At 59.3% G+C, this 19,382-nt stretch carries 20 protein-coding genes and 1 tRNA gene; 9 read left to right on the top strand and 12 right to left on the bottom strand.

The annotated features are described in order from the left end of the window. From PHW99_RS12210 to PHW99_RS12195, 4 genes are all read right to left on the bottom strand, one after another. On the bottom strand, positions 1 to 551 hold a 551-nt coding region (locus PHW99_RS12210), incomplete at its 3' end, for a type II secretion system F family protein (protein WP_300177703.1). A gap of 47 nt (positions 552 to 598) precedes the next feature. Then, positions 599 to 2,332: a type IV-A pilus assembly ATPase PilB gene (gene pilB, locus PHW99_RS12205; RefSeq protein ID WP_300177700.1), complete on the bottom strand. Its 1,734-nt coding sequence runs from the start codon at positions 2,330 to 2,332 to the stop codon at positions 599 to 601. A gap of 154 nt (positions 2,333 to 2,486) precedes the next feature. Then, entirely contained in the window at positions 2,487 to 3,539 is a 1,053-nt protein-coding gene (locus PHW99_RS12200; RefSeq protein ID WP_300177697.1) for a GGDEF domain-containing protein, read from the bottom strand. Positions 3,540 to 3,607: 68 nt separating this feature from the next. Further along, entirely contained in the window at positions 3,608 to 4,798 is a 1,191-nt protein-coding gene (locus PHW99_RS12195) for a signaling recognition particle receptor family protein (RefSeq protein WP_300177694.1), read from the bottom strand. 215 nt (positions 4,799 to 5,013) lie between these two features. Between PHW99_RS12195 and PHW99_RS12190 the strand changes: the two genes are divergently transcribed. From PHW99_RS12190 to PHW99_RS12165, 6 genes are read left to right on the top strand one after another with little or no spacing between them, the layout of a single operon-like run. After that, a complete protein-coding gene (locus PHW99_RS12190) occupies positions 5,014 to 6,297 on the top strand; it encodes a pitrilysin family protein (RefSeq protein WP_300177706.1) in 1,284 nt (427 codons plus the stop codon). Positions 6,298 to 6,317: 20 nt separating this feature from the next. After that, a complete protein-coding gene (locus PHW99_RS12185) occupies positions 6,318 to 7,685 on the top strand; it encodes a pitrilysin family protein (protein ID WP_300177691.1) in 1,368 nt (455 codons plus the stop codon). A gap of 36 nt (positions 7,686 to 7,721) precedes the next feature. Beyond that, complete coding sequence (gene rsmD / locus PHW99_RS12180) at positions 7,722 to 8,342, top strand: 16S rRNA (guanine(966)-N(2))-methyltransferase RsmD (RefSeq protein WP_300177688.1); 621 nt, start codon at positions 7,722 to 7,724, stop codon at positions 8,340 to 8,342. A gap of 56 nt (positions 8,343 to 8,398) precedes the next feature. Then, positions 8,399 to 8,893, top strand: coding sequence for a pantetheine-phosphate adenylyltransferase (gene coaD, locus PHW99_RS12175; RefSeq protein WP_300177685.1), 495 nt, complete (start codon positions 8,399 to 8,401; stop codon positions 8,891 to 8,893). A gap of 26 nt (positions 8,894 to 8,919) precedes the next feature. Beyond that, entirely contained in the window at positions 8,920 to 9,375 is a 456-nt protein-coding gene (locus PHW99_RS12170) for a universal stress protein (protein WP_300177682.1), read from the top strand. 50 nt (positions 9,376 to 9,425) lie between these two features. Further along, the gene (locus PHW99_RS12165) at positions 9,426 to 9,740 is read left to right on the top strand and encodes a YfhL family 4Fe-4S dicluster ferredoxin (protein WP_300177679.1); all 315 of its coding nucleotides are present in this window, start codon (positions 9,426 to 9,428) and stop codon (positions 9,738 to 9,740) included. On the opposite strand, the gene PHW99_RS12160 is transcribed toward PHW99_RS12165, so the two are convergent. The 8 genes from PHW99_RS12160 to PHW99_RS12125 form a co-directional block, all read right to left on the bottom strand. Next, positions 9,685 to 10,173, bottom strand: a complete 489-nt coding sequence (locus PHW99_RS12160; RefSeq protein ID WP_300177676.1) for a hypothetical protein — start codon at positions 10,171 to 10,173, stop codon at positions 9,685 to 9,687. The genes PHW99_RS12165 and PHW99_RS12160 overlap by 56 nt on opposite strands. Then, positions 10,170 to 10,835 carry an aminoacyl-tRNA hydrolase gene (pth, locus tag PHW99_RS12155; protein WP_300177672.1) on the bottom strand — a complete coding sequence of 222 codons (666 nt, stop codon included), beginning with the start codon at positions 10,833 to 10,835 and terminating at the stop codon, positions 10,170 to 10,172. The genes PHW99_RS12160 and pth overlap by 4 nt, the downstream gene beginning before the upstream one ends. A 69-nt stretch (positions 10,836 to 10,904) precedes the next feature. Beyond that, a complete protein-coding gene (locus PHW99_RS12150; RefSeq protein WP_300177669.1) occupies positions 10,905 to 11,540 on the bottom strand; it encodes a 50S ribosomal protein L25/general stress protein Ctc in 636 nt (211 codons plus the stop codon). A gap of 95 nt (positions 11,541 to 11,635) precedes the next feature. Further along, positions 11,636 to 12,613 carry a ribose-phosphate pyrophosphokinase gene (locus tag PHW99_RS12145; protein WP_300177666.1) on the bottom strand — a complete coding sequence of 326 codons (978 nt, stop codon included), beginning with the start codon at positions 12,611 to 12,613 and terminating at the stop codon, positions 11,636 to 11,638. Between the two features lie 63 nt (positions 12,614 to 12,676). Continuing rightward, positions 12,677 to 12,753, bottom strand: a tRNA-Gln gene (locus PHW99_RS12140). 11 nt (positions 12,754 to 12,764) lie between these two features. Beyond that, complete coding sequence (gene ispE, locus PHW99_RS12135) at positions 12,765 to 13,631, bottom strand: 4-(cytidine 5'-diphospho)-2-C-methyl-D-erythritol kinase (protein ID WP_300177663.1); 867 nt, start codon at positions 13,629 to 13,631, stop codon at positions 12,765 to 12,767. A 25-nt stretch (positions 13,632 to 13,656) separates the two neighbouring features. Then, positions 13,657 to 14,172: an outer membrane lipoprotein LolB gene (locus PHW99_RS12130; RefSeq protein WP_300177660.1), complete on the bottom strand. Its 516-nt coding sequence runs from the start codon at positions 14,170 to 14,172 to the stop codon at positions 13,657 to 13,659. Beyond that, on the bottom strand, positions 14,169 to 15,917 hold the full coding sequence (locus tag PHW99_RS12125; protein ID WP_300177657.1) for a tetratricopeptide repeat protein: 1,749 nt from the start codon (positions 15,915 to 15,917) through the stop codon (positions 14,169 to 14,171). The genes PHW99_RS12130 and PHW99_RS12125 overlap by 4 nt, the downstream gene beginning before the upstream one ends. A 22-nt stretch (positions 15,918 to 15,939) precedes the next feature. Between PHW99_RS12125 and mutM the strand changes: the two genes are divergently transcribed. The 3 genes from mutM to PHW99_RS12110 all read left to right on the top strand — a co-directional run. Then, positions 15,940 to 16,755 (top strand): bifunctional DNA-formamidopyrimidine glycosylase/DNA-(apurinic or apyrimidinic site) lyase, encoded by an 816-nt coding sequence (mutM, locus tag PHW99_RS12120; protein WP_300177654.1) that lies wholly within the window; start codon positions 15,940 to 15,942, stop codon positions 16,753 to 16,755. 57 nt (positions 16,756 to 16,812) lie between these two features. After that, positions 16,813 to 18,765 (top strand): dynamin family protein, encoded by a 1,953-nt coding sequence (locus PHW99_RS12115; protein ID WP_300177651.1) that lies wholly within the window; start codon positions 16,813 to 16,815, stop codon positions 18,763 to 18,765. Continuing rightward, on the top strand, positions 18,758 to 19,382 hold a 625-nt coding region (locus tag PHW99_RS12110), incomplete at its 3' end, for an A/G-specific adenine glycosylase (RefSeq protein ID WP_300177648.1). The genes PHW99_RS12115 and PHW99_RS12110, both read left to right, overlap by 8 nt.

The raw sequence follows: 19,382 nt of genomic DNA, 5'->3' as shown, positions 1-19,382 counted from the left end.
ACCACAAACGCCACGATCAGCACCGAGATCGGGTACATCAGGGCGGACTTGATCTTGGACTTCATGGCCTCGGTCTTTTCCATGTACACCGCCAGCCGGTCCAGCAACTGGTCCAGGATACCGGCGGCTTCACCGGCTTCCACCAGGTTGCAGTACAGGGCATCGAAATACATCGGGTATTTGCGAAAGGCCACACTCAGCGAGGTACCGGTTTCGACGTCGGTGCGGATGTCATTGAGCAGCCGCGTCACACTCGGGTTGGGGTTGCCGCGGCCCACGATGTCAAACGCCTGCAGCAGTGGCACACCGGCCTTCATCATGGTGGCGAGCTGGCGCGTGAAGATCGCCATGTCCTTGGGTTTGATGGATTTGCCCGCGCTCATGCGCCGCTTCTTGATCTTGGACGGCATCACGCCCTGGCGGCGCAGCGCGGCCTGGACCTGGTTTTCACCACTGGCGCGGATCTCGCCGCGCACCTGTTTGCCGTTACGGTCCTTGCCTTCCCATTCAAAGACAAATTCTTTGACGCTTTTTGCTTTGTCTGTAGCCATAGTGTGAGGTGGTGATACCAGGGTTGCGTGATGAACGGTTCGGCCAGTTATTCGTTGGTCACAGCCAGTACTTCTTCGAGCGAGGTCACGCCCATCCTGACCTTGTGCAGGCCCGCGTCCCGCAGCGAATGTACACCTTCGCGCCTGGCTTGTTCGGCAATTTCCAGGGCACTGCCGTCGCGCAGGATGATGCGCTGGATTTCTTCGGTGATGGGCATCACCTGGTACAGACCGACGCGGCCCTTGTAGCCGTTGTTGCAGGCGCTGCAGCCTACGGGGTGGTAGGGTTGCCAGCTGCCGTCAAGTTCTTCTGGCTGGAAACCGGCATCCCGCAGGGTCTTTTCGGGGATGTCGATGGGTTTCTTGCACAGTGGGCACAGGCGGCGCGCCAGCCGCTGGGCGGTGATCAGGATCACGCTGGAGGCGATGTTGAACGGCGCAATGCCCATGTTGCGCATGCGGGTGAGCGTGGTTGGGGCGTCATTGGTGTGCAGCGTTGATAACACCAGATGCCCGGTCTGCGCGGCCTTGATGGCAATGTCGGCCGTTTCCAGGTCGCGAATTTCACCCACCATGATGATGTCGGGATCTTGCCGCAAAAAGGACTTGAGTGCCACCGCAAACGTCAATCCGGCTTTTTCGTTGACGTTGACCTGATTGACCCCAGGCAGATTGATTTCAGACGGGTCTTCGGCCGTGGCAATGTTCACCCCTGGCTTGTTGAGCAGATTCAGGCAGGTGTACAGCGACACGGTTTTGCCCGACCCGGTGGGGCCCGTGACCAGGATCATGCCGTAGGGCCGGTTGATGGCCTGCATCAGGCGTTCTTTTTCAACCGGCTCGTAACCCAGGGCGTCAATGCCCAGCTTGGCACTGCTGGGATCCAGAATCCGGATCACGATTTTTTCACCGAACAGCGTGGGCAGGGTGCTGACACGGAAGTCGATCACCCGGTCCGCACCGATCTTGAGCTTCATTTTGCCGTCCTGGGGCACCCGTTTTTCCGAGATGTCCATCTTCGAGATGACCTTGATGCGCGAGGCCAGTTTGTCCTTGATGGCGATCGGCGGTGAGGCAATCTCGCGCAACTCGCCGTCAATGCGAAAACGCACCCGGTAGTTGTGCTCATAGGGCTCAAAATGCAAGTCCGAGGCGCGCATGGTGAAGGCGTCCACCAGCATCTTGTGCAGGAACTTGACCACGGGTGCGTCGTCCACCTCCGAGGTGGCCACCGCGGAGGTATCGGAGGAAGCCTCAGACACCAGGTCATCAAATTCGAAATCGTCGCCGATGATGGTGTCGATGGTTTCTGCAGCAGAGGCGGAGCTGGTTGACACCAGTTTGAGCAGTTTGTCGTATTCGGCAATCACCCAGTCCACATTCTGCTGGGTGGAGAATTTGATTTTTTCAGCGGACTGCTGGTCGGAGGGGTCGGCCGTGGCCACAATCAGGCGGTTTTGCCGCTTGCCTAGCACGACCAGCCGATAGTCCTGGCAGATCTTGCTGTCGAGCAGCCCCTTGGGAAGCTGCTGTGGGTTGACGGCATCAAGATCAATCAGCGGCGCTGCAAAGGCCTTGGAGAGGGTGTGGGCCAGATCAGATGCCGATACCGCGCCAGAGCCTGTCAACTCGGCGATGAAGCTGGAGCGTTTGGCCTGGGCCATGCGGAAAATTTCTTCCGCATAGGTCTGGTCCAGCTTGCCTGCCATGACCAGGGTGCGGCCCAAGCCGGGCAGGGCGCTGGTGGTCAGGTTGGACGGGGTGGTTTCAATGGCTGCCATGGCTTGAGTATGTACGATCTGAAACGCTGTGTTCTGCGCGCGGACAGTAGGTTAACAGACCTGGTTGCGTTACATCTCTTTACATCTTCTGGCATCTCTGCGGACCACGGCGATCCCGCTGTCCGGTCAAGGCGACGCCACGCCATATAGCGTGTCAAAAGAGCTCGATCTCGCCCACGTTGGTGGGTTCGGGGGCGATCTTGCCCTGGGCCATCAGGTCTTCAAAACCGCAGACCTGGTTGCGTCCGTGTTTCTTGGCGTAATAGACGGCTTTGTCTGCGCGTTCAAACGCGCCGCTGGGGGTGTCGCCCCGGCGCAGTTCGGTGTAACCAATGCTGACCGTGATGCGGCCAACCTGCGGAAACGGGTATTCCTCTGTGTTACTGCGCAGCCGCTGCAGCGCGGCCAGGGTCTGAAGGCCGCTGCAACTGTGCATCAGCACCACGAATTCCTCTCCCCCGAAGCGGTACAGCTGGTCATGAAAGCGAAATGTGTTGCGCATCAGTCGGGCCAGCAACAGCAGAACCTCGTCACCAATCAGATGGCCAAAGTTGTCGTTGACCTGCTTGAAGTGGTCGATATCGAGCAAGGCCAGCCAATAACCGCCACCTGTCGTCAGGTGGGTTGCATCTGCCGACGGACGCCGGCGGTCCTCGTTGGCGCGGTCATGCATCAACTGCTGTTCCGTGGTGGCTTTCAGGAATGCGCCATCAAAGGTTTTGCGGTTGAGCAACTCGGTGAGGGCGTCGCGTTCGCCGTAGTCCAGCAGGTTCTGAAAATTTTGGTACAGACGCAGCACACCGGTGATCAGCCGCACGTGTTCACCTGGCAGCAACCCGGCAGTACAGAGTTCGAGCACAGCCGGGGGGCCGCCGGGTCGCACCAGCGGGAACACGCTGATGCCCCCCGGGTCCGCTGACAATACAGGTTGCCGCCCGGAGAGGGCCAGCTGGCGACGGGAGAATGCGTCGGCCTGGGGGAGGGCTTCGAGCTCGGCCCGAGCCTCGGTGTCAGTGGGTTGCGCGACGCCGTTGTGCATGTCGGCACAGGTCAGCCAGTGTTCACGGCCGGCCTGTCCCACCAGCTGGGCAATGGTGACTCGGGTTGGGTTCAACAGGTCATGCAGTGTGCTGAGCAACACACTGTCAAGCGAGTGGTGATCGCGTTGGGCGGTCAGGTCAGCCAGTTGGTGGACGATGTGGGTCATGGTGAAGCGTCAGTGGCCAGCAATCTCGCCAAAGGATGGGAGCCCAAGCGCTGAGTACCGATGTGTTGTCACGACAGCAGCGCCTGGGCGAACTCGCGGGCGTTGAAGGTTTCCAGGTCCTCCAGCTTTTCACCCACGCCGATGAAGTACACCGGAATCGGCCGCTCGCGGGCAATGGCCGCCAGTACCCCACCTTTGGCTGTGCCGTCGAGTTTGGTGACGATCAGGCCGGTCAGGCCCAGGGCCTCATCAAAGGCCTTGACCTGGGCCAGTGCGTTTTGCCCCGTGTTGCCATCGATCACCAGCAGAATTTCGTGTGGCGGGACGCGGGCATCGATGGGGTTGTCGCTGGTCGGCACCGATGGGGTGGCCGCACTGTCTTCCATCGGGCCGGTTTTCTGGATGACACGTTTGATTTTTTTCAGCTCTTCCATCAGATGCAGCTGGGTCGGCAGGCGCCCGGCGGTGTCCACCAACACCACGTCACGTCCGCGCGCCTTGCCGGCGCTGACCGCGTCAAATGACACGGCCGCCGGGTCTCCGCCATCCTGGCTGATGATGTCGACGGTGTTGCGGTCAGCCCAGACCCCCAACTGCTCGCGCGCCGCGGCCCGGAAGGTGTCGGCGGCGGCCAGCAGCACGCTGGCCCCGGCGTTGGCCAGATGCCGGGTCAGTTTGCCAATCGACGTGGTCTTGCCGGCGCCATTGACACCAGCCACCATGATCACCGTCGGTTTGTATTGGCCAATCACCAGCGGTTTCTGCAAAGGGGCAAGCAGGCTGACCAGGGACTCCACCAGCAGACCTTTGACGGCGGCCGGCTCGGTGGTCTTGCTGTCCTTGACGCGCCGCTTGAGGTCATCAAGCAGGTGCTGGGTTGCTTTGACGCCGGTGTCTGCCATCAGCAGGGCGCTTTCCAGGTCTTCATACAGCGCATCATCAATCTGCGTGCCGGTGAACACCGTGGCGATGCTGGCGCCGGTTTTACGCAGACCAGCCTTGAGTTTGTCCAGCCACGACTTGCGGACGGGCGGCTCGACCGCAACCGCAACCGCAACCGTGGGCGGTTCAGGCGTCATTGCCGGTGTGGTCACCACCAGCTCGGGTTCAGCGGGCGCCGCTGCTGACGGGACGACGGGGGACGGGGCCACCGGGGGCGCGGCAAGGCTGGAGGACTCGGGCTGCGGCGCGGTGATGGGTGGCGTATCCTCAACCGTTTGGGGTTTGGAGCCGAATTTTTTTTTGAAGAAACTGAACATTTTTTGGTTTCGTGGTATCACAGCATTCTATGAAACGCCATACCCACTTCTACAAACCCTCCCTGTCTGTCAGTTTGCGCTGGTGCCTGAGCCTGACTTTGGCCGTGTCGGCCGGGGCTTTGCAGGCCCAGGCCACCCCCCAGCCGGGCCCCTCAAAGACCAGCGTGGTGACCACAGAGGTTGTTCAACCCGAGCAGTTCACTTTGGCCAACGGCATGACGCTGATTGTCAAACCGGACCGGCGCGCACCCACAGCGGTGCACATGTTGTGGGTGCGGGTTGGGGCCATGGACGAGGTGGATGGCAGCTCGGGTGTGGCTCATGTGCTGGAACACATGATGTTCAAGGGCACGCCGACCGTGCCCGCTGGCGAGTTTTCCCGTCGTGTTGCCGCCTTGGGCGGGCGCGACAACGCTTTTACCAGCCGTGATTACACCGCCTATTACCAGCAGATTCCGGCCAGCCGCCTGGAGGACGTGATGCGTCTGGAATCGGATCGTTTCGCCCATAACCAGTGGGCGGACGACGAGTTCAGGAAAGAGCTGGAGGTGGTCAAGGAAGAACGCCGCCTGCGCACCGAAGACAATCCGCTGGCCCTGATGGGGGAGGCGCTGAATGCGTCGGTTTTTGTCGCCTCGCCTTATCGCCGCCCGATCATTGGCTGGATGAGTGACCTGGAGTCATTGACGCCGGCGGACGCCCGCGCGTTTTACCAACGCTGGTATGTACCCGCCAATGCCGCGGTGGTGGTGGCTGGTGACGTCGATGTGGGCCAGGTGCGTGCGCTGGCGGAAAAATACTACGGCAGTCTGCCCAGCCGGGATGTGCCCGAACGCAAGCCGCGCGTCGAGCCGGCGCAGGCCGGGATCAAGCGCCTGACCTTCAAGGCACCGGCCGAGCAGGCGAATGTGATGCTGGCGTTCAAGGTGCCGTCGTTGCAATGGCGCGTTGGCGCACCGGAAGATACCGATGCGCTGGCCTTGACCGTGCTGGCGGCTGTGCTGGACGGTTACCAGGGCGCACGACTGGAGCGGACCCTGACGCAGGGGCAAGATCGTGTCGCTGACAGCGCTGGTGCCTACAACGGGTTGTGGGGCCGGGGGCCACAGTTGTTCATGCTGGTCGGGGTGCCGGTGCCGGGCAAAACCACTGAACAGGTGGAGCAGGCCTTGCGTGCCCAGGTGCAGCGGATTGCGCAGGAGGGTGTGACCGAGGCCGAGCTGGCACGGGTCAAGGCCCAGTGGGTCGCCGGCGAGGTCTACAAGCTCGATTCGCTGTTCAACCAGGCCCGCGAACTCGGCACCCAGTGGGTGCAGGGCCTGCCGGTGGATGCCGGTGCACAGCTGATTGAGCGTCTGCGCGGTGTGACGGCCAAACAGGTTCAGGCGGTGGCGCAGACCTATTTTGGTGACGACCAGCTGACGGTAGCGCAGCTCTTGCCGCAGCCGCTGGACAAGAACCGCAAGCCGCGCGCTGTGGCCAGCACAGCCAGACATTGAAACAGGGTTCAGTTTGACCTATGAATACTATTAAAAATATAGCTACAACTGCTTTAAAGACGTGGGCTACAGGCCTATTTTTTATAAATTTTGCCTGGGCTGGCATTCCGGTGGCGCACTGGACACAGGCCAACGGCGTGCAGGTTTACCTGGTGTCGAGTCCGGCGATTCCGATGCTGGACGTGCAGATCGATTTTGACGCTGGCAGTCGCCGCGACCCGGCTGCCCAGGCTGGCCTGGCCAGCGTCACCGCCAACATGGCGGGCAAAGGCGTGCGTGCCGGTACGCAGGAGGGGGAGACGGCACTGGACGAAAACGCGCTTGGGGAAGCCTGGGCCGACCTGGGAGCCAGTTTCCAGGGGGGCGCCAGCAGTGACCGCATGAGTTTTTCCCTGCGTTCCCTGAGTTATCCGGATCTGCTGGACCGGGCCGTGCGGCTGGCTGCACGCCAGCTGGCGCAGCCCGCATTCCCGGCGGACATCTGGCAGCGTGAACGCGAGAGCCTCATTGCCGCGATCAAGGAGGCCAATACCCGCCCGGGCACGCTGGCAGGGCGGGCCTTTGCCCAGGCGGTCTATGGTTCACATCCCTATGGTTACGAGGTGACCGAAGCCACCTTGTCGCGCATTGATGTGGCTGACATGGTCACCCTGTACCGGCAGATGATTCGGCCCTGCCGCGCCAGGGTGACGGTGGTGGGGGCGGTCGACCGGGCCCAGGCCGACAGGCTGGTGCAGCAGCTGTTCTCGCGGCTGGATGGCCAAGGTGCGTCGAATGATTGTCCGGCCCTGCCTGCGGTGCCCGAGGTGATGCCGCTGACCCAGGCCAGCGAGCAGAACCTGCCTTTTGATTCAGCCCAGGCCCATGTGTTGATTGGCCAGCCCGGCTTCCGGCGGGCCGACCCTGACTACTTCGCTTTAACGGTGGGCAACTACATTCTGGGCGGCGGCGGTTTTGTCTCACGCCTGACCCACGAGGTGCGGGAAAAACGTGGCCTCAGTTACAGCGTCTACAGCGCCTTTGCACCGGCCATGCATGCCGGCGCCTTCACCATTGGCCTGCAAACCCGGCCTGATCAGGCACAACAGGCGGTGCAGGTGTCACGCGACGTGCTGGCGCGTTTTGTCGCCGACGGCCCGACCGAGGCCGAGCTGCAGGCTGCCAAGGACAACCTGATCGGTGGTTTTGCGCTGCGCATCGACAGCAATCGCAAATTGCTGGACAACGTGGCCAACATCGCCTGGAACCAACTGCCGCTGGACTATCTGGACAGCTGGCCGCAGCAGGTGGCCAACGTCACGGTGGCCGACATCAAACAGGCTTTTGCGCGCAAGTTGCAGCCGGAGAAAATGGTCACGGTGGTGTTGGGCGGCGCAGCGGCCAGATAACATGCCGCCACTGTTTCTCAACCGAGTCCCCATCTGATGAAAAAAGACCCCCCCGCACCGTACCGCAAACCCGTGCGCCCCCGCGCTGTGCAAACCCATGAGGTGCGCATCATTGGTGGCCGGTTCAAGCGCACCAAACTGCCCGTGGCCGACAAGCCCGGTTTGCGGCCCACTCCTGATCGTGTGCGTGAAACCCTGTTCAACTGGCTGGGCCAGGATCTGACAGGCTGGCGTTGTCTGGATGCTTTTGCTGGCACCGGCGCGCTGGGCTTTGAGTCTGCCTCGCGCGGTGCCAGCGAAGTGCGGTTGGTAGAGAGTGACGCCGCGTTGGTGGCGCAACTCAAACGGATTCAGGCGCAGCTGAAGATGGACGCCGTGCTGGTGTTGCGCGGTGACGGTCTGGCCATGCTGAGGCAGGCTGCACCGGGCAGCCTGGATCTGGTGTTCCTCGACCCTCCCTTTGACTCTGACCTGTTTGACGCTGCGGTGCAGGCCGCCGCCCAGGCTGTGGCTGAGCAAGGTTTTGTTTACCTGGAAGCACCAACACCGTGGACCGATGAGCGGCTGCAGTCAACCGGTTTGCAGGTCTACCGGCACCTGAAGGCCGGGGCGGTGCATGCCCACCTGCTTCAGCGCTGTGTGGCCACTGCCGCTTGAGTTCAGCGCCATGGCCCGATAATGGGGCTTGTCCCGACAGCCTCAAAAAAAAAGCCATGAGCCACCACCTGACTGCGGTTTACCCCGGTACGTTTGACCCGATCACCCTGGGGCACGAAGACATCGTGCGCCGCGCCGCCCGCCTGTTTGAGCGGGTGATTGTCGCTGTGGCAGCGGGCCACCACAAAAAGGCTCTGTTTTCGGTGCAGGAGCGGGTAGAGATGGCCCGTGCCGCGTTGGCCGATGTGCCCGGTGTCGAGGTGGCGGAGTTCCATGGTCTGCTGCGCGATTTTGTCGTGGCGCATGGCGCCAAGGCCATGGTGCGTGGGCTGCGTGCCGTGACCGATTTTGACTACGAATTTCAGCTGGCTGGCATGAACCGCAGCCTGATGCCCGAGGTGGAGACGATTTTTCTGGCGCCCAGTGACCGGTACCAGTTTGTTTCCAGCACCTTGGTGCGCGAGATTGCCACTTTGGGGGGCGAGGTGGACCAGTTTGTATCCCCGGGGGTCAACCTGCGGCTGCTGGACAAAGTGCGCCGTACAAGCTGAATAGAACAATTTAACTGGAGAACAACATGAAGATTCTTTTGCCATTTGACGGCTCGGCTCCGGCACTGGATGCGGTACGTTTTGCCATCCGCCTGGGCGACGACGGGCTCCATGTCTCGGTGGTGCTGGCCAATGTGCAGGAGCCTGCCAGCTTGTATGAGCTGATGGTGGCGCATGATCCGCAGGTGATTGAGCAGGTGAGTGCTGCGGCCGGTGCCAACACCTTGCAGGCCGCCAAGGCCTTGCTGGAGGCGGCGGGGATTGCTTATGAAACCGAGGTTGCCACTGGTGATCCGGCCAATACTCTGGTGGACATCCTGGAAAACTATGGCTGTGACATGGTGGTGATGGGTGCCAGCGGCACCAGTGCCTTGCGCAGCGCCCTGCTGGGGTCGGTGTCCAATGAACTGCTGCATTCGGCAGGCGTGCCGGTGACGATCGTCAAGGGCCTGCCGCAAGCCAATGCTGACATGGTGGAATAGGCTGGACCTTTAGAATTTGCGGCTTCCCAACCCTCGGTTCAACCTGCCCCATGGCGCTGCTGATTACTGACGAATGCATCAATTGTGATGTGTGCGAGCCCGAATGCCCCAACGAGGCCATTCACATGGGGCCAGAGATTTACCAGATCGACCCCGCCAAATGCACCGAATGTGTCGGCCATTTTGACGAACCGCAGTGTGTGCAGGTGTGTCCGGTGAACTGCATTCCGGTGAATCCGCAGTGGGTGGAAGACCGGGAAACCCTTTGGGAGAAATACCGGCGCCTGCAGGCGCAGACGGTCGCCCAAGTCAGCGTGGTGCCGCCGTCGGAGGAGACCGATGCGCCTGTTGACGTCCTGGTTTGAAGGAAGCGCTTGGCGCCGAGGATTTTTTCCCGGGAGGGACGGTCTGGGCCGGTTGCGAGTCTGAGGCCGCTGGTGGGTGGGACTTGGCCTTGACTCGCCTGGGCTTGAACGGAACCGTGCTGGCCTTGCCAGTGGCTTTTTTCGTTTTTTTGATCCGGCTGGATGGGGCCAATTGTGCCGCACGTTCTTGGGCCATGCGTTCCTTTTCCATCGCAGCGGCCAGTTCGGTGTCACGACGGGTCGCGGCATCAGCCTGCTGTTTTTGTGCCGGGTCGCGGGCGTCGTCGATGGTGAGCAGGGTGCCGCCGGGACAGGGTGAACTGCTGTAAGTACTGCCGCATTTATAAATAATTTCGGCCTCAGCCCACGTCGATATTGCAATAGTAGCTATAAAAATAATAGCTAAAAAAGGAAGCGGGCGTTGGGCGATCATTTCGCGGTACCGTCGGCCATGATGAGATCATGGGTGGGTTTGGGTGTTTCGTTGGCAGGTGCGGTCGGCCGCGGGACTTTGGGACGCGGTGGCTTGCTGGTGTGGATCAGCCGGGTGGCCGCTTCCATGTCGCCGGCCAGCAGATGCGGCAGGGCTTTGAGTGAGCGCTCAATCGCCTGGTCAATCGCGATGCGATGATCGAGAGACGGTTTCTTCAACACCCAGTGCACCACTTCAGCCTTGTTGCCGGGGTGACCAATCCCCAGCCGCAGGCGCCAGTATTGATCCGTGCCGATCTGGGCGTGGATGTCGCGCAAGCCGTTGTGGCCGGCATGGCTGCCACCGAGCTTGAGTTTGGCTTCGCCAGGAACAATGTCCAGCTCGTCGTGGGCGACCAGAATCTCCTGGGGGGCAATTTTGAAGAACTTGGCCAGTGCCGCGACGGATTTGCCGCTGAGATTCATGAAGGTCTGCGGCTGCAGCAACCACACGGTTTGCCCGTTGACCACGGTGCGTGCACAGCAGCCGTAGTAACTTTTGTCCATGACCAGCGGCGCATTGAGGGCACCTACCACCGCGTCCAGCCACCAGAAGCCGGCGTTGTGGCGCGTGTTTTCATATTCAGGTCCGGGGTTTCCCAAGCCAACAAGAAGTCGAATCATGACGGGATTATGCAGGCGGAAAAACAAAAAAGCCCACCGAAGTGGGCTTGCAGCAAGGTCCAGAAGAGCTTATTTCTTGCCCTTGGCTGCGGGTTTTGCGGCGGCGGCTTCAGGCGCTGGCGCTGCAGGGGCTTCTTCGGCAGCAGCCACCACCACCACAGACACCACCACCGGGTTTTTGTCGCTGCCATGGGTGATGGTTTTGACGCCCTTGGGCATCGGAATATCAGCCAAGTGCAGGGAGCTGCCCTTGCGCAGGCCACTCAGGTCAACGCTGATGAACTCAGGCAGGTCACCAGGCAGGCACAACACGTCGATTTCGCTGATCACGTGGTTGGCGATGCAGCCTTCAGACTTGACGGCGACGGACTGGTCGTCGCCGCTGAAGTGCAGCGGCACTTTCATGTGCAGCTTGGTGGTGGCGTCAACACGCTGGAAGTCCACGTGCAAAACGAGTTGTTTGTAGGGGTGAACCTGCACGTCACGCAGCAAGACCTGGCTCTCGGTACCACCAATGTCCATGCTCAGGATGCTGGAGTGGAAGGCTTCTTTTTTCAGGGCGTGCCACAGTGCGTTGTGATCGACTTCGATCAGTTGTGGTGCGCTGGCACCACCGTAAACGATACCGGGCGTACGACCGGTGATGCGCAGACGGCGGCTCGCACCCGTACCCTGCTTTGAGCGCTCAAAAGCGACGAATTTCATATTTAACTCCTGCTAGGGTCAACCGCGACCAGTTCAACCCTGATTGAAAAAAACCCGGCATCCAGAGTGAATGCACGAGTCACTTGGCAATCCGATCAGAACAAATTGTCCTGGTCAGAAAACAGACTCATCACCGATTTGCCCCGGGCAATCCGGTGGATGGTTTCGGCAATCAACGGTGCGACGTTGAGTTGTCGAATCTTGGGGCAAGCCACGGCGTTGGCACTCAGAGGAATGGTGTTGGTCACCACCACTTCGTCGAGTGCATCACCGGTACTGATGCGGTCAATGGCCGGACCCGAGAAAATGGGATGGGTGCAGTAGGCATAGACCTTCTTGGCACCACGTTGCTTGAGCACTTCAGCTGCCTTGACCAGCGTGCCGGCCGTGTCGATCATGTCGTCCATGATGACGCAGTTGCGGCCATCAATCTCGCCGATCACGTGCATCACTTCACTGACATTGGCTTTGGGGCGGCGTTTGTCAATGATGGCCAGATCACAGTTGAGCTGTTTGGCCAAAGCCCGGGCACGCACCACACCGCCGACGTCGGGCGAAACCACAATCAGGTCATCGTAGTTCTTCTGGCGTAAATCACCCAGCAAGACCGGTGAGGCATAAATATTGTCCACCGGGATGTCAAAAAAGCCCTGGATCTGGTCGGCATGCAAGTCCATGGTCAGAACCCGGGCGACACCCACAGCCTGCAGCATATTGGCAACCACCTTGGCAGAAATCGGGACCCGGCTGGAGCGAGGACGGCGATCTTGCCGGGCATAACCAAAGTAGGGAATGACAGCGCTGATCCGTTCGGCCGACGCACGTTTGAGTGCGTCCACCATGATCAGCAATTCCATCAGGTTTTCGTTGGTGGGGGCGCAAGTGCTTTGAATCACAAAGACATCGCGGGCACGAACGTTTTGCTTGAGTTCGACGGTCACCTCACCGTCTGAAAAGCGCCCGACTTCGGCCGAGCCCAGATTGGTCTTGAGGTGGTGGGCAATGTCTGCTGCCAGCTTGGGATTGGCATTGCCGGTAAAAACCATGAATTCAGGGGGTTGATCGGCTTGCATGGAGATCCCAACTAATAAGTCGCAATTGTTTTGGCATGTCTGAAAATAACATGCATGGAAATTTGGCAGGGGAAGAAGGATTCGAACCTTCGCATGCTGGAATCAAAATCCAGTGCCTTAACCAGCTTGGCGACTCCCCTACACGGGTGAATCATGAAACACGACTCACCGATAAACTTTCCTCTGTGGCCCATCCTCGCAGCGGATGAGCCGGCAGGTTGTTGCATATTTTGACCTGAAACGACTCGGGCGCCCCTTTTGTCTCAATCTCATGCAACATCCGTGCAAACACCGCACTTCCAGAGCCAGTCATTCTGCCATGGAGTCCAGAGGTCTTCAGCCAATTCAAGGCATGGCTGATTTCCGGACACATCTGCTGAGCAACTGCTTGCAAGTCGTTTCGACCAAAGTCAAAGGCGTCTGCAGCGAAGCCTGAAATTATAGCGGGTTTCGTGTCCCTTTTCAATTCCGGGTGAGAAAAAATTCGCCCAGTCTCCAGACCTTCTTTGGGTTTGACCACCACGAAGCGTGCATCAGGCAGGGAGATGGGTTGCATGATTTCGCCAATCCCCGTCACCCAGGCGTTGTGGCCACCCAGAAAAAACGGCACATCCGCCCCCAGTTTCAATCCGAGCGACATCAATTGGTTCAGGCTGAGGTTGAGCTGCCACAGGCGATTCAGGGCCAGCAGGGTGCTGGCGGCATCGGATGAGCCACCGCCCATGCCGGCCTGGGTGGGTATTTGCTTGTCAATCGCCATGTGAACACCTTTGCGTGTGCCGCTGGCTTGCTGCAATGCCCGGGCGGCACGCAGCATCAGATCATCAGGCGGCAGAGTCACACTCAGGTCCTCCCGGCTGATCTGGCCATCGGCACGCAGCTCGAAATGCAGGATATCGCACCAGTCGATCAGCATGAAGACCGATTCCAGCAGATGGTAACCGTCGGGCCGACGGCCGACAATGTGCAGAAACAGGTTGAGCTTGGCGGGTGCGCAGACGTCGTAAATGGACTTCATGGTGTTGGGGGAGGCTGTAGATGGATCAGTTGTCCAGCACCACCCGCAATTCGGCCGAAGGCTCGGGTGACAGTCGACGCGCCAAGATTTTGCCCTGGTCTTGTGCCGACAGGTCGACCTGCCAACCCTCTACCTCCTGTGCCTGTCCGGCGAGCCACGCGAACAGAGCGGTCACCGGAACGGGGGTCCCGAGCAATTGGGTGATCAATTGGTCCAAATCATTGAATTGCCGGGTCTCACCGCGGGCGTGTAACACGGCCTGGCCCGGCATCCAGTGAATCGCCGCGGCTGTGCTGCCCAAAGGTGTCAGGAGCAACAGGTCACCTTGCTGCGGGGTGCCTTGCAGTTCAAAAGCGGCACTGAAGGATTGATCTGGTGTTTGTTCAGTTGTTGTGGCCGCTATGCGCAGAGCCAGACGTCCGTGCCAGTTTGCAGATGGAGAGCTTTTTAGCGCATTAGCCCGCTCAATACTTGCACATCCTGCTACCAAAAATGAAGCAGATAAGCCAATCAGAACAGCAATGGCACGCCGGCTTGTCACAGCGGAACACGCAGTCGGCGAATGGTTTCAGTCAGGGTTTCGTTGTCTGGGTTGAGCTTGAGGCCTTCCCTGAAAACCTGAATGGCTTCGTCACGGCGGTTGACGGCCCAGAGCACCTCGCCCAGATGGGCGGCAATTTCGGCATCTGGTTTGTCCTTGAAGGCGCTTTGCAATAAACGCAAGGCGGTTTCATGGTTGCCGCTGCGGAATTCTGCCCAGGCCAGGCTGTCGGTAATGAAAGGGTCCTTGGGCGACAACTCCAACGCCTTGGTGATCAACTCGATGGCTTCTGGCAGACGTAGGTTGTGATCGGCCAGTGAATAACCCAGGGCGTTGTAGGCCTGTGGGTCTTGCGGCTTGGCTTCGATCAGGTGTCGCAACAGCCGTTCCATTTCAGTCATCTCGCCTAGCCGCTCATTCACCATGGCCAGGTCATAAACCAGATCCAGATCGTTGGGGTCTCTGACCATCGCAGCTTTGAGTGTGTCACGGGCCCGTTCAAACTGCTTCAGGTCGCGCAGAAGCTGTATTTCGGCACTTTGTTTGAGCCGCGCATCGGTTTCGTTGCGTTCGGTTTGACTCTGGATCAGGCTGATGGCTTCTTCGAGCCGGCCTTGTTGGGCAATCAGGGACGCGCGGCGGATCTGTGCTCGCAAGATGTCATCGGGATGATTGACACGCTGCAGCCAACTTTCAGCGGTTGGGAGGTCTTTACGTCGATGGGCGATTTCGGCCAGGGACAGGAAGGCCTGTGATCGTCCGCGTTGCGTTTCAGCGTGTTGTTGATCCTCCGGCGTGGCGTCCAACAGGTCAAGGTAATGCTGAAATTGTTGCTCGGCCACTGGGAGATTGCCTGCCTGGAGCGCCAAAGCTCCGTCAATCAGCCAAGCATCCGCGTAGTTGGGTGAATGTGTTTTGATCGCCTGTAATTGCAGCTTGACATCGTCCAGCCGCTGGACGTTGAGCAAGGCCTTGATGTAGGCCATGCGAAATTCCGATCGGGCACTGGACAAGTGTTTCTTGACCAGGTTCTCGGCCTCGGGTGTGTCGGCATCCATCAGGGACAGTGCCAACAGGGCCGGATGCTCTGACTCAGGGGTGATCGCCAGCCCCTTGGTAGCGGCATTGAGTGCGGCTGCCTTGTCACCGGCATGGAGCCACAAGCGTCCAACGCTGGCCCAAGCAGTGGCGCCCACCTCCGGGTCGTTGAAGACACCAGCCAAGGCCTTCTGGACCGTGCTTGCTGCTGCTTGCCGGTCACCGGCACGCTCGTAACTCACCGGGATCGACCAGATCAGTTCGCGTCGCTCGGACTGGGGTGTCAGTGCCAGTTCCCGTTTAAGCGGCTCCAATGTGTCTGCAGAGCGGTTCAAGCCCAGCAGGATTTGCAGGACAAAGCGGTTTGCGTCCCTGGACGCAGGGTTCGCCTGACTCCAGGCTTTGGCCGCCTGCAGGGCAGATTCGCCGGAGCGCGCTTGCAGGGCGATTTGGACGGCCCGCTTGAATACCGATGGATCATTGGTTTTTCGTGCCGCATCGAGCATCAGGGAAAACGCTGTGCCTGGTTCTTCTGACTGGACGCTGAGTTCACCAAGTAACAATTGGTAAAAAAGTGAGGCGTCCATCGCAGAGCTTTGGGGCACCGGTTCAGTGGGGGGGGGCGTCTGGGCATGCACGCTGAGTGTGCAGGTCAACATCAGGGGCAGCAGAGCATGGAAGAAGCGCATCCATTCATAATAATCCATGCCTGAAAAAAAAAATTCTTCTATGCCCGAATTACCCGAAGTTGAAGTGACCCGGCGCAGTTTTGTGCAAGCCATTGAAAACGCACGAATCTTGGCGCTACGCTTGGGCAAACCTTTGCGCTGGCCCTTGGGATGTGAGCCAGCCGCGTTGGTGAACCGCGTCGTCCGCACGGTGGGTCGGCGCGGCAAGTATTTGCTGATCGAACTCAACCACGGTTGGCTGATGGTGCATTTGGGGATGTCGGGCAGCCTACGTTTTGCCACTGACTTGCCACCTCCGGGGGGGCATGATCACTTTGAGCTGGTGACTGACAGAGGAACGCTGCGTTTGACAGACCCCCGGCGCTTTGGGGCGGTTGTTTATGTGTCCAGCTTGCAGGACCCCACGGCCGTCAAATTGCTCGGTAAATTGGGTGTGGAACCGTTATCGGATGCATTTGACCCAGCGCAGTTTTATGCGGGGCTTAAGAAAAGGAGCTCGCCAATCAAGCAGGTGCTGCTGGCCGGTGATCTGGTGGTCGGAGTCGGCAACATTTATGCCTCTGAGGCGCTGTTCATGGCAGGGATTCGTCCTTCCTGCCGTGCATCCAGATTGAGCCAGGCCAGGGTCACCCGACTTCATGCCGCGATTCGTGATGTGCTGGCGCAAGCGGTACAACAGGGGGGCAGTACCTTGCGTGATTTCTCCAGTGCCGATGGTCAAACCGGCTATTTCCAACTTGATGCCAAGGTATACGGGCGTGCCGGATTGCCTTGTCGGCAGTGTGGTACGCCCATCAAGATGGTCCGGCAAGGCCAGCGTTCCACGTTTTACTGTCCTGTTTGTCAAAGGCCGTGAATATCTTTCGGCTGTCAAGGGTGCTATATTGACTCGGATGCATGTTTTGGAGGCAGTTTGGGTACTTCATTCAACGAGAAATTTGATCAGCATGGTGCATGGCGGCGTGAGTTCGCCCTGCGTCTCAAGTTGTTGGCTCAATGGCTGAAAGATCAGGATCTGCTGGATGCCTCGGTGGAGGATCGCCTGCATCGGCTGGAGGCGCAGGTTCGCGTTGACAAGGTAATGGTCGCTTTTGTCGCCGAGTTCTCGCGCGGCAAGTCCGAATTGATCAATGCCATCTTTTTTGCCGACTATGGCCGGCGCATCATGCCGGCCAGTGCGGGCCGGACCACCATGTGCCCGACCGAAATGGGTTATGACCCGGAGGTGCCGCCCTGCCTGCGTCTGTTGCCGATTGAGACGCGATTGCAACCCCAGTCGCTGATGGAATGGCGTATGGTTCCGGAAAAATGGGAACGCATTGATTTGGAGGTGACCAATCCGAAGCAGCTCGCCGAGGCGTTTGCCAAGGTGGCTGAAACCCGGCAGGTGACGCCAGAGGAGGCGCGGGCGCTTGGCTTCTGGCAAAACCAGTCCGGCGAAAACAATCCGGTGCGGGACGCCAGTGGTTTGGTGGAAGTGCCGAAATGGCGGCATGCCTTGATCAACATTGCCCACCCCTTGCTCAAGCAGGGGTTGGTGATTCTGGATACCCCGGGTTTGAATGCGATTGGTGCCGAGCCCGAACTCACCGTCAGCTTGATTCCGCAGGCGCAAGCAGTGGTATTTATCCTGGGGGCGGACACCGGGGTGACTCAGTCTGATTTGTCGATCTGGCGGGAGCATCTGGTCGAGGACAGCCAGGATGTGGCAACCCGGTTGGTGGTGCTCAACAAAATTGACACCTTGTGGGACGCGCTGGACAGTCCGCAGGAGGTACAGGCCCAGATCGAGCGGCAAAAGCGCAATTCGGCAGAGATCTTGGGTGTTTCGGAAAATCAGGTGGTCGCTGTGTCGGCCCAGAAAGGCCTGATTGGCAAGGTCAACAACGATGTCGCGTTGCTGAAACGCAGCTGCCTGGAAACCCTGGAGGATGCCCTGAGCCATGACATCATGGGGCAGCGGCAAAAAATCCTGGGCGCGGCTGTAGCCAAGGGGATTGCCGCACTGCGCAGCGAAACCAACCGGTTTGTGTTGATCCGTCGGCGTGATTTGACAGAGCAATTGATTGAACTCAAAGGCTTGCAAGGGAAAAATACGCCCGTTATCAAAAACATGCGGGCGCGTATTGCACAGGAGCAGGCAGAGTTTGATGCCGCTGGGGTCAAGATTCATGCCGTTCGTTCGGTCCATCTGAAATTGTTGCGCGAAATTTTTAGCCTGCTGGGGCCGGTGACCCTCAAGCGCGAGATGGTGCAATTGACAGCGGCGTTGAAGCAGAAGGGGTTCAAGCTGGGTATCAAGCGGTCTTACGGTGATACGTTTGACCGTTTGCGTGCCAATGTTCGTGACGTGCATGCCAAAGGGCTCGAAATCCACACCATGTTGGTTGCAACGTTTCTGCAGTTGAATACTGAATATGGTTTTTCCTTGCAGGTGCCTGATGAGCCGCAGGTAGACCCGTATCTGAATGACCTGGATTTGATTGAGCGCAGCCATTTGCAGTATCTGGGCATTGGCAATGCCTTCAGGCTGGCGCAGCCTGAATTTGCAGACCGCCTGGTCAGGGCGCTTGCCACCCGCCTGAGAACGGTGAATGAAACAGCTATGGGCGATATTGAGGCCTGGAGCAAGTCAGCGGCGTCCCAGCTGGATTCCCAACTGCGTGAACGGCGCAAGAACTTTGTCCGGCGATTGGAAGCCATTGACCGCATTGCCCAGGCCTCTAGTGGCCTGGACGAGCGGGTGACAGAGATCAACAATCGCAGTGCTGAACTGGACAACGCCGAGCTGAAGCTGGTTGAGCTGACCGATTCGCTGTTGCAGATGACCACACCTGCGCGTTTTGGTGTGGCCATGCATGCGTGACAGTCACGGGGGGGGCGATTTTTTTGCCTTGACGCTGGTTCACTGGCAGCTGGCGCATGGGCGACATGATTTGCCTTGGCAAAACACACAGGATCCCTATCGGGTCTGGCTGTCGGAAATCATGCTGCAGCAAACCCAGGTGGTGACCGTGCAGGACTATTTCTCCCGGTTTGTTGAACGTTTCCCTGACATAAGTTCACTTGCCCGCGCTTCATTGGATGAGGTACTGGCTTTATGGAGTGGTTTGGGTTATTACAGCCGAGCCAGGAACATGCATCGTTGCGCACAACAGGTCATGCAGATGCACGATGGTGTCTTTCCGCGAAGTGCAGCGCAGCTTCAAACACTGTCAGGCATCGGCCCTTCTACGGCGGCAGCCATTGCCTCCTTGTGTTTTGGTGAGCGCGTGGCGATTCTGGATGGCAATGTCAAGCGGGTGCTGACGCGTTATTTGGGTTTTGACGCAGATCTGGCGCTGTCGGCAAACGAACGTCGTTTGTGGCAGGAAGCCACCCGACTGCTGCCGCTGCGAGATCTAAGCACCACGATGCCCAGTTATACGCAGGCGGTCATGGACTTAGGTGCGACGGTGTGTACGGCCAGAAAACCTGACTGTG

The sequence above is a fragment of the Rhodoferax sp. genome (assembly GCF_028689305.1).
Classification (GTDB): domain Bacteria; phylum Pseudomonadota; class Gammaproteobacteria; order Burkholderiales; family Burkholderiaceae_C; genus Rhodoferax.
This window is presented reverse-complemented; position numbering and strand designations above follow the sequence as displayed.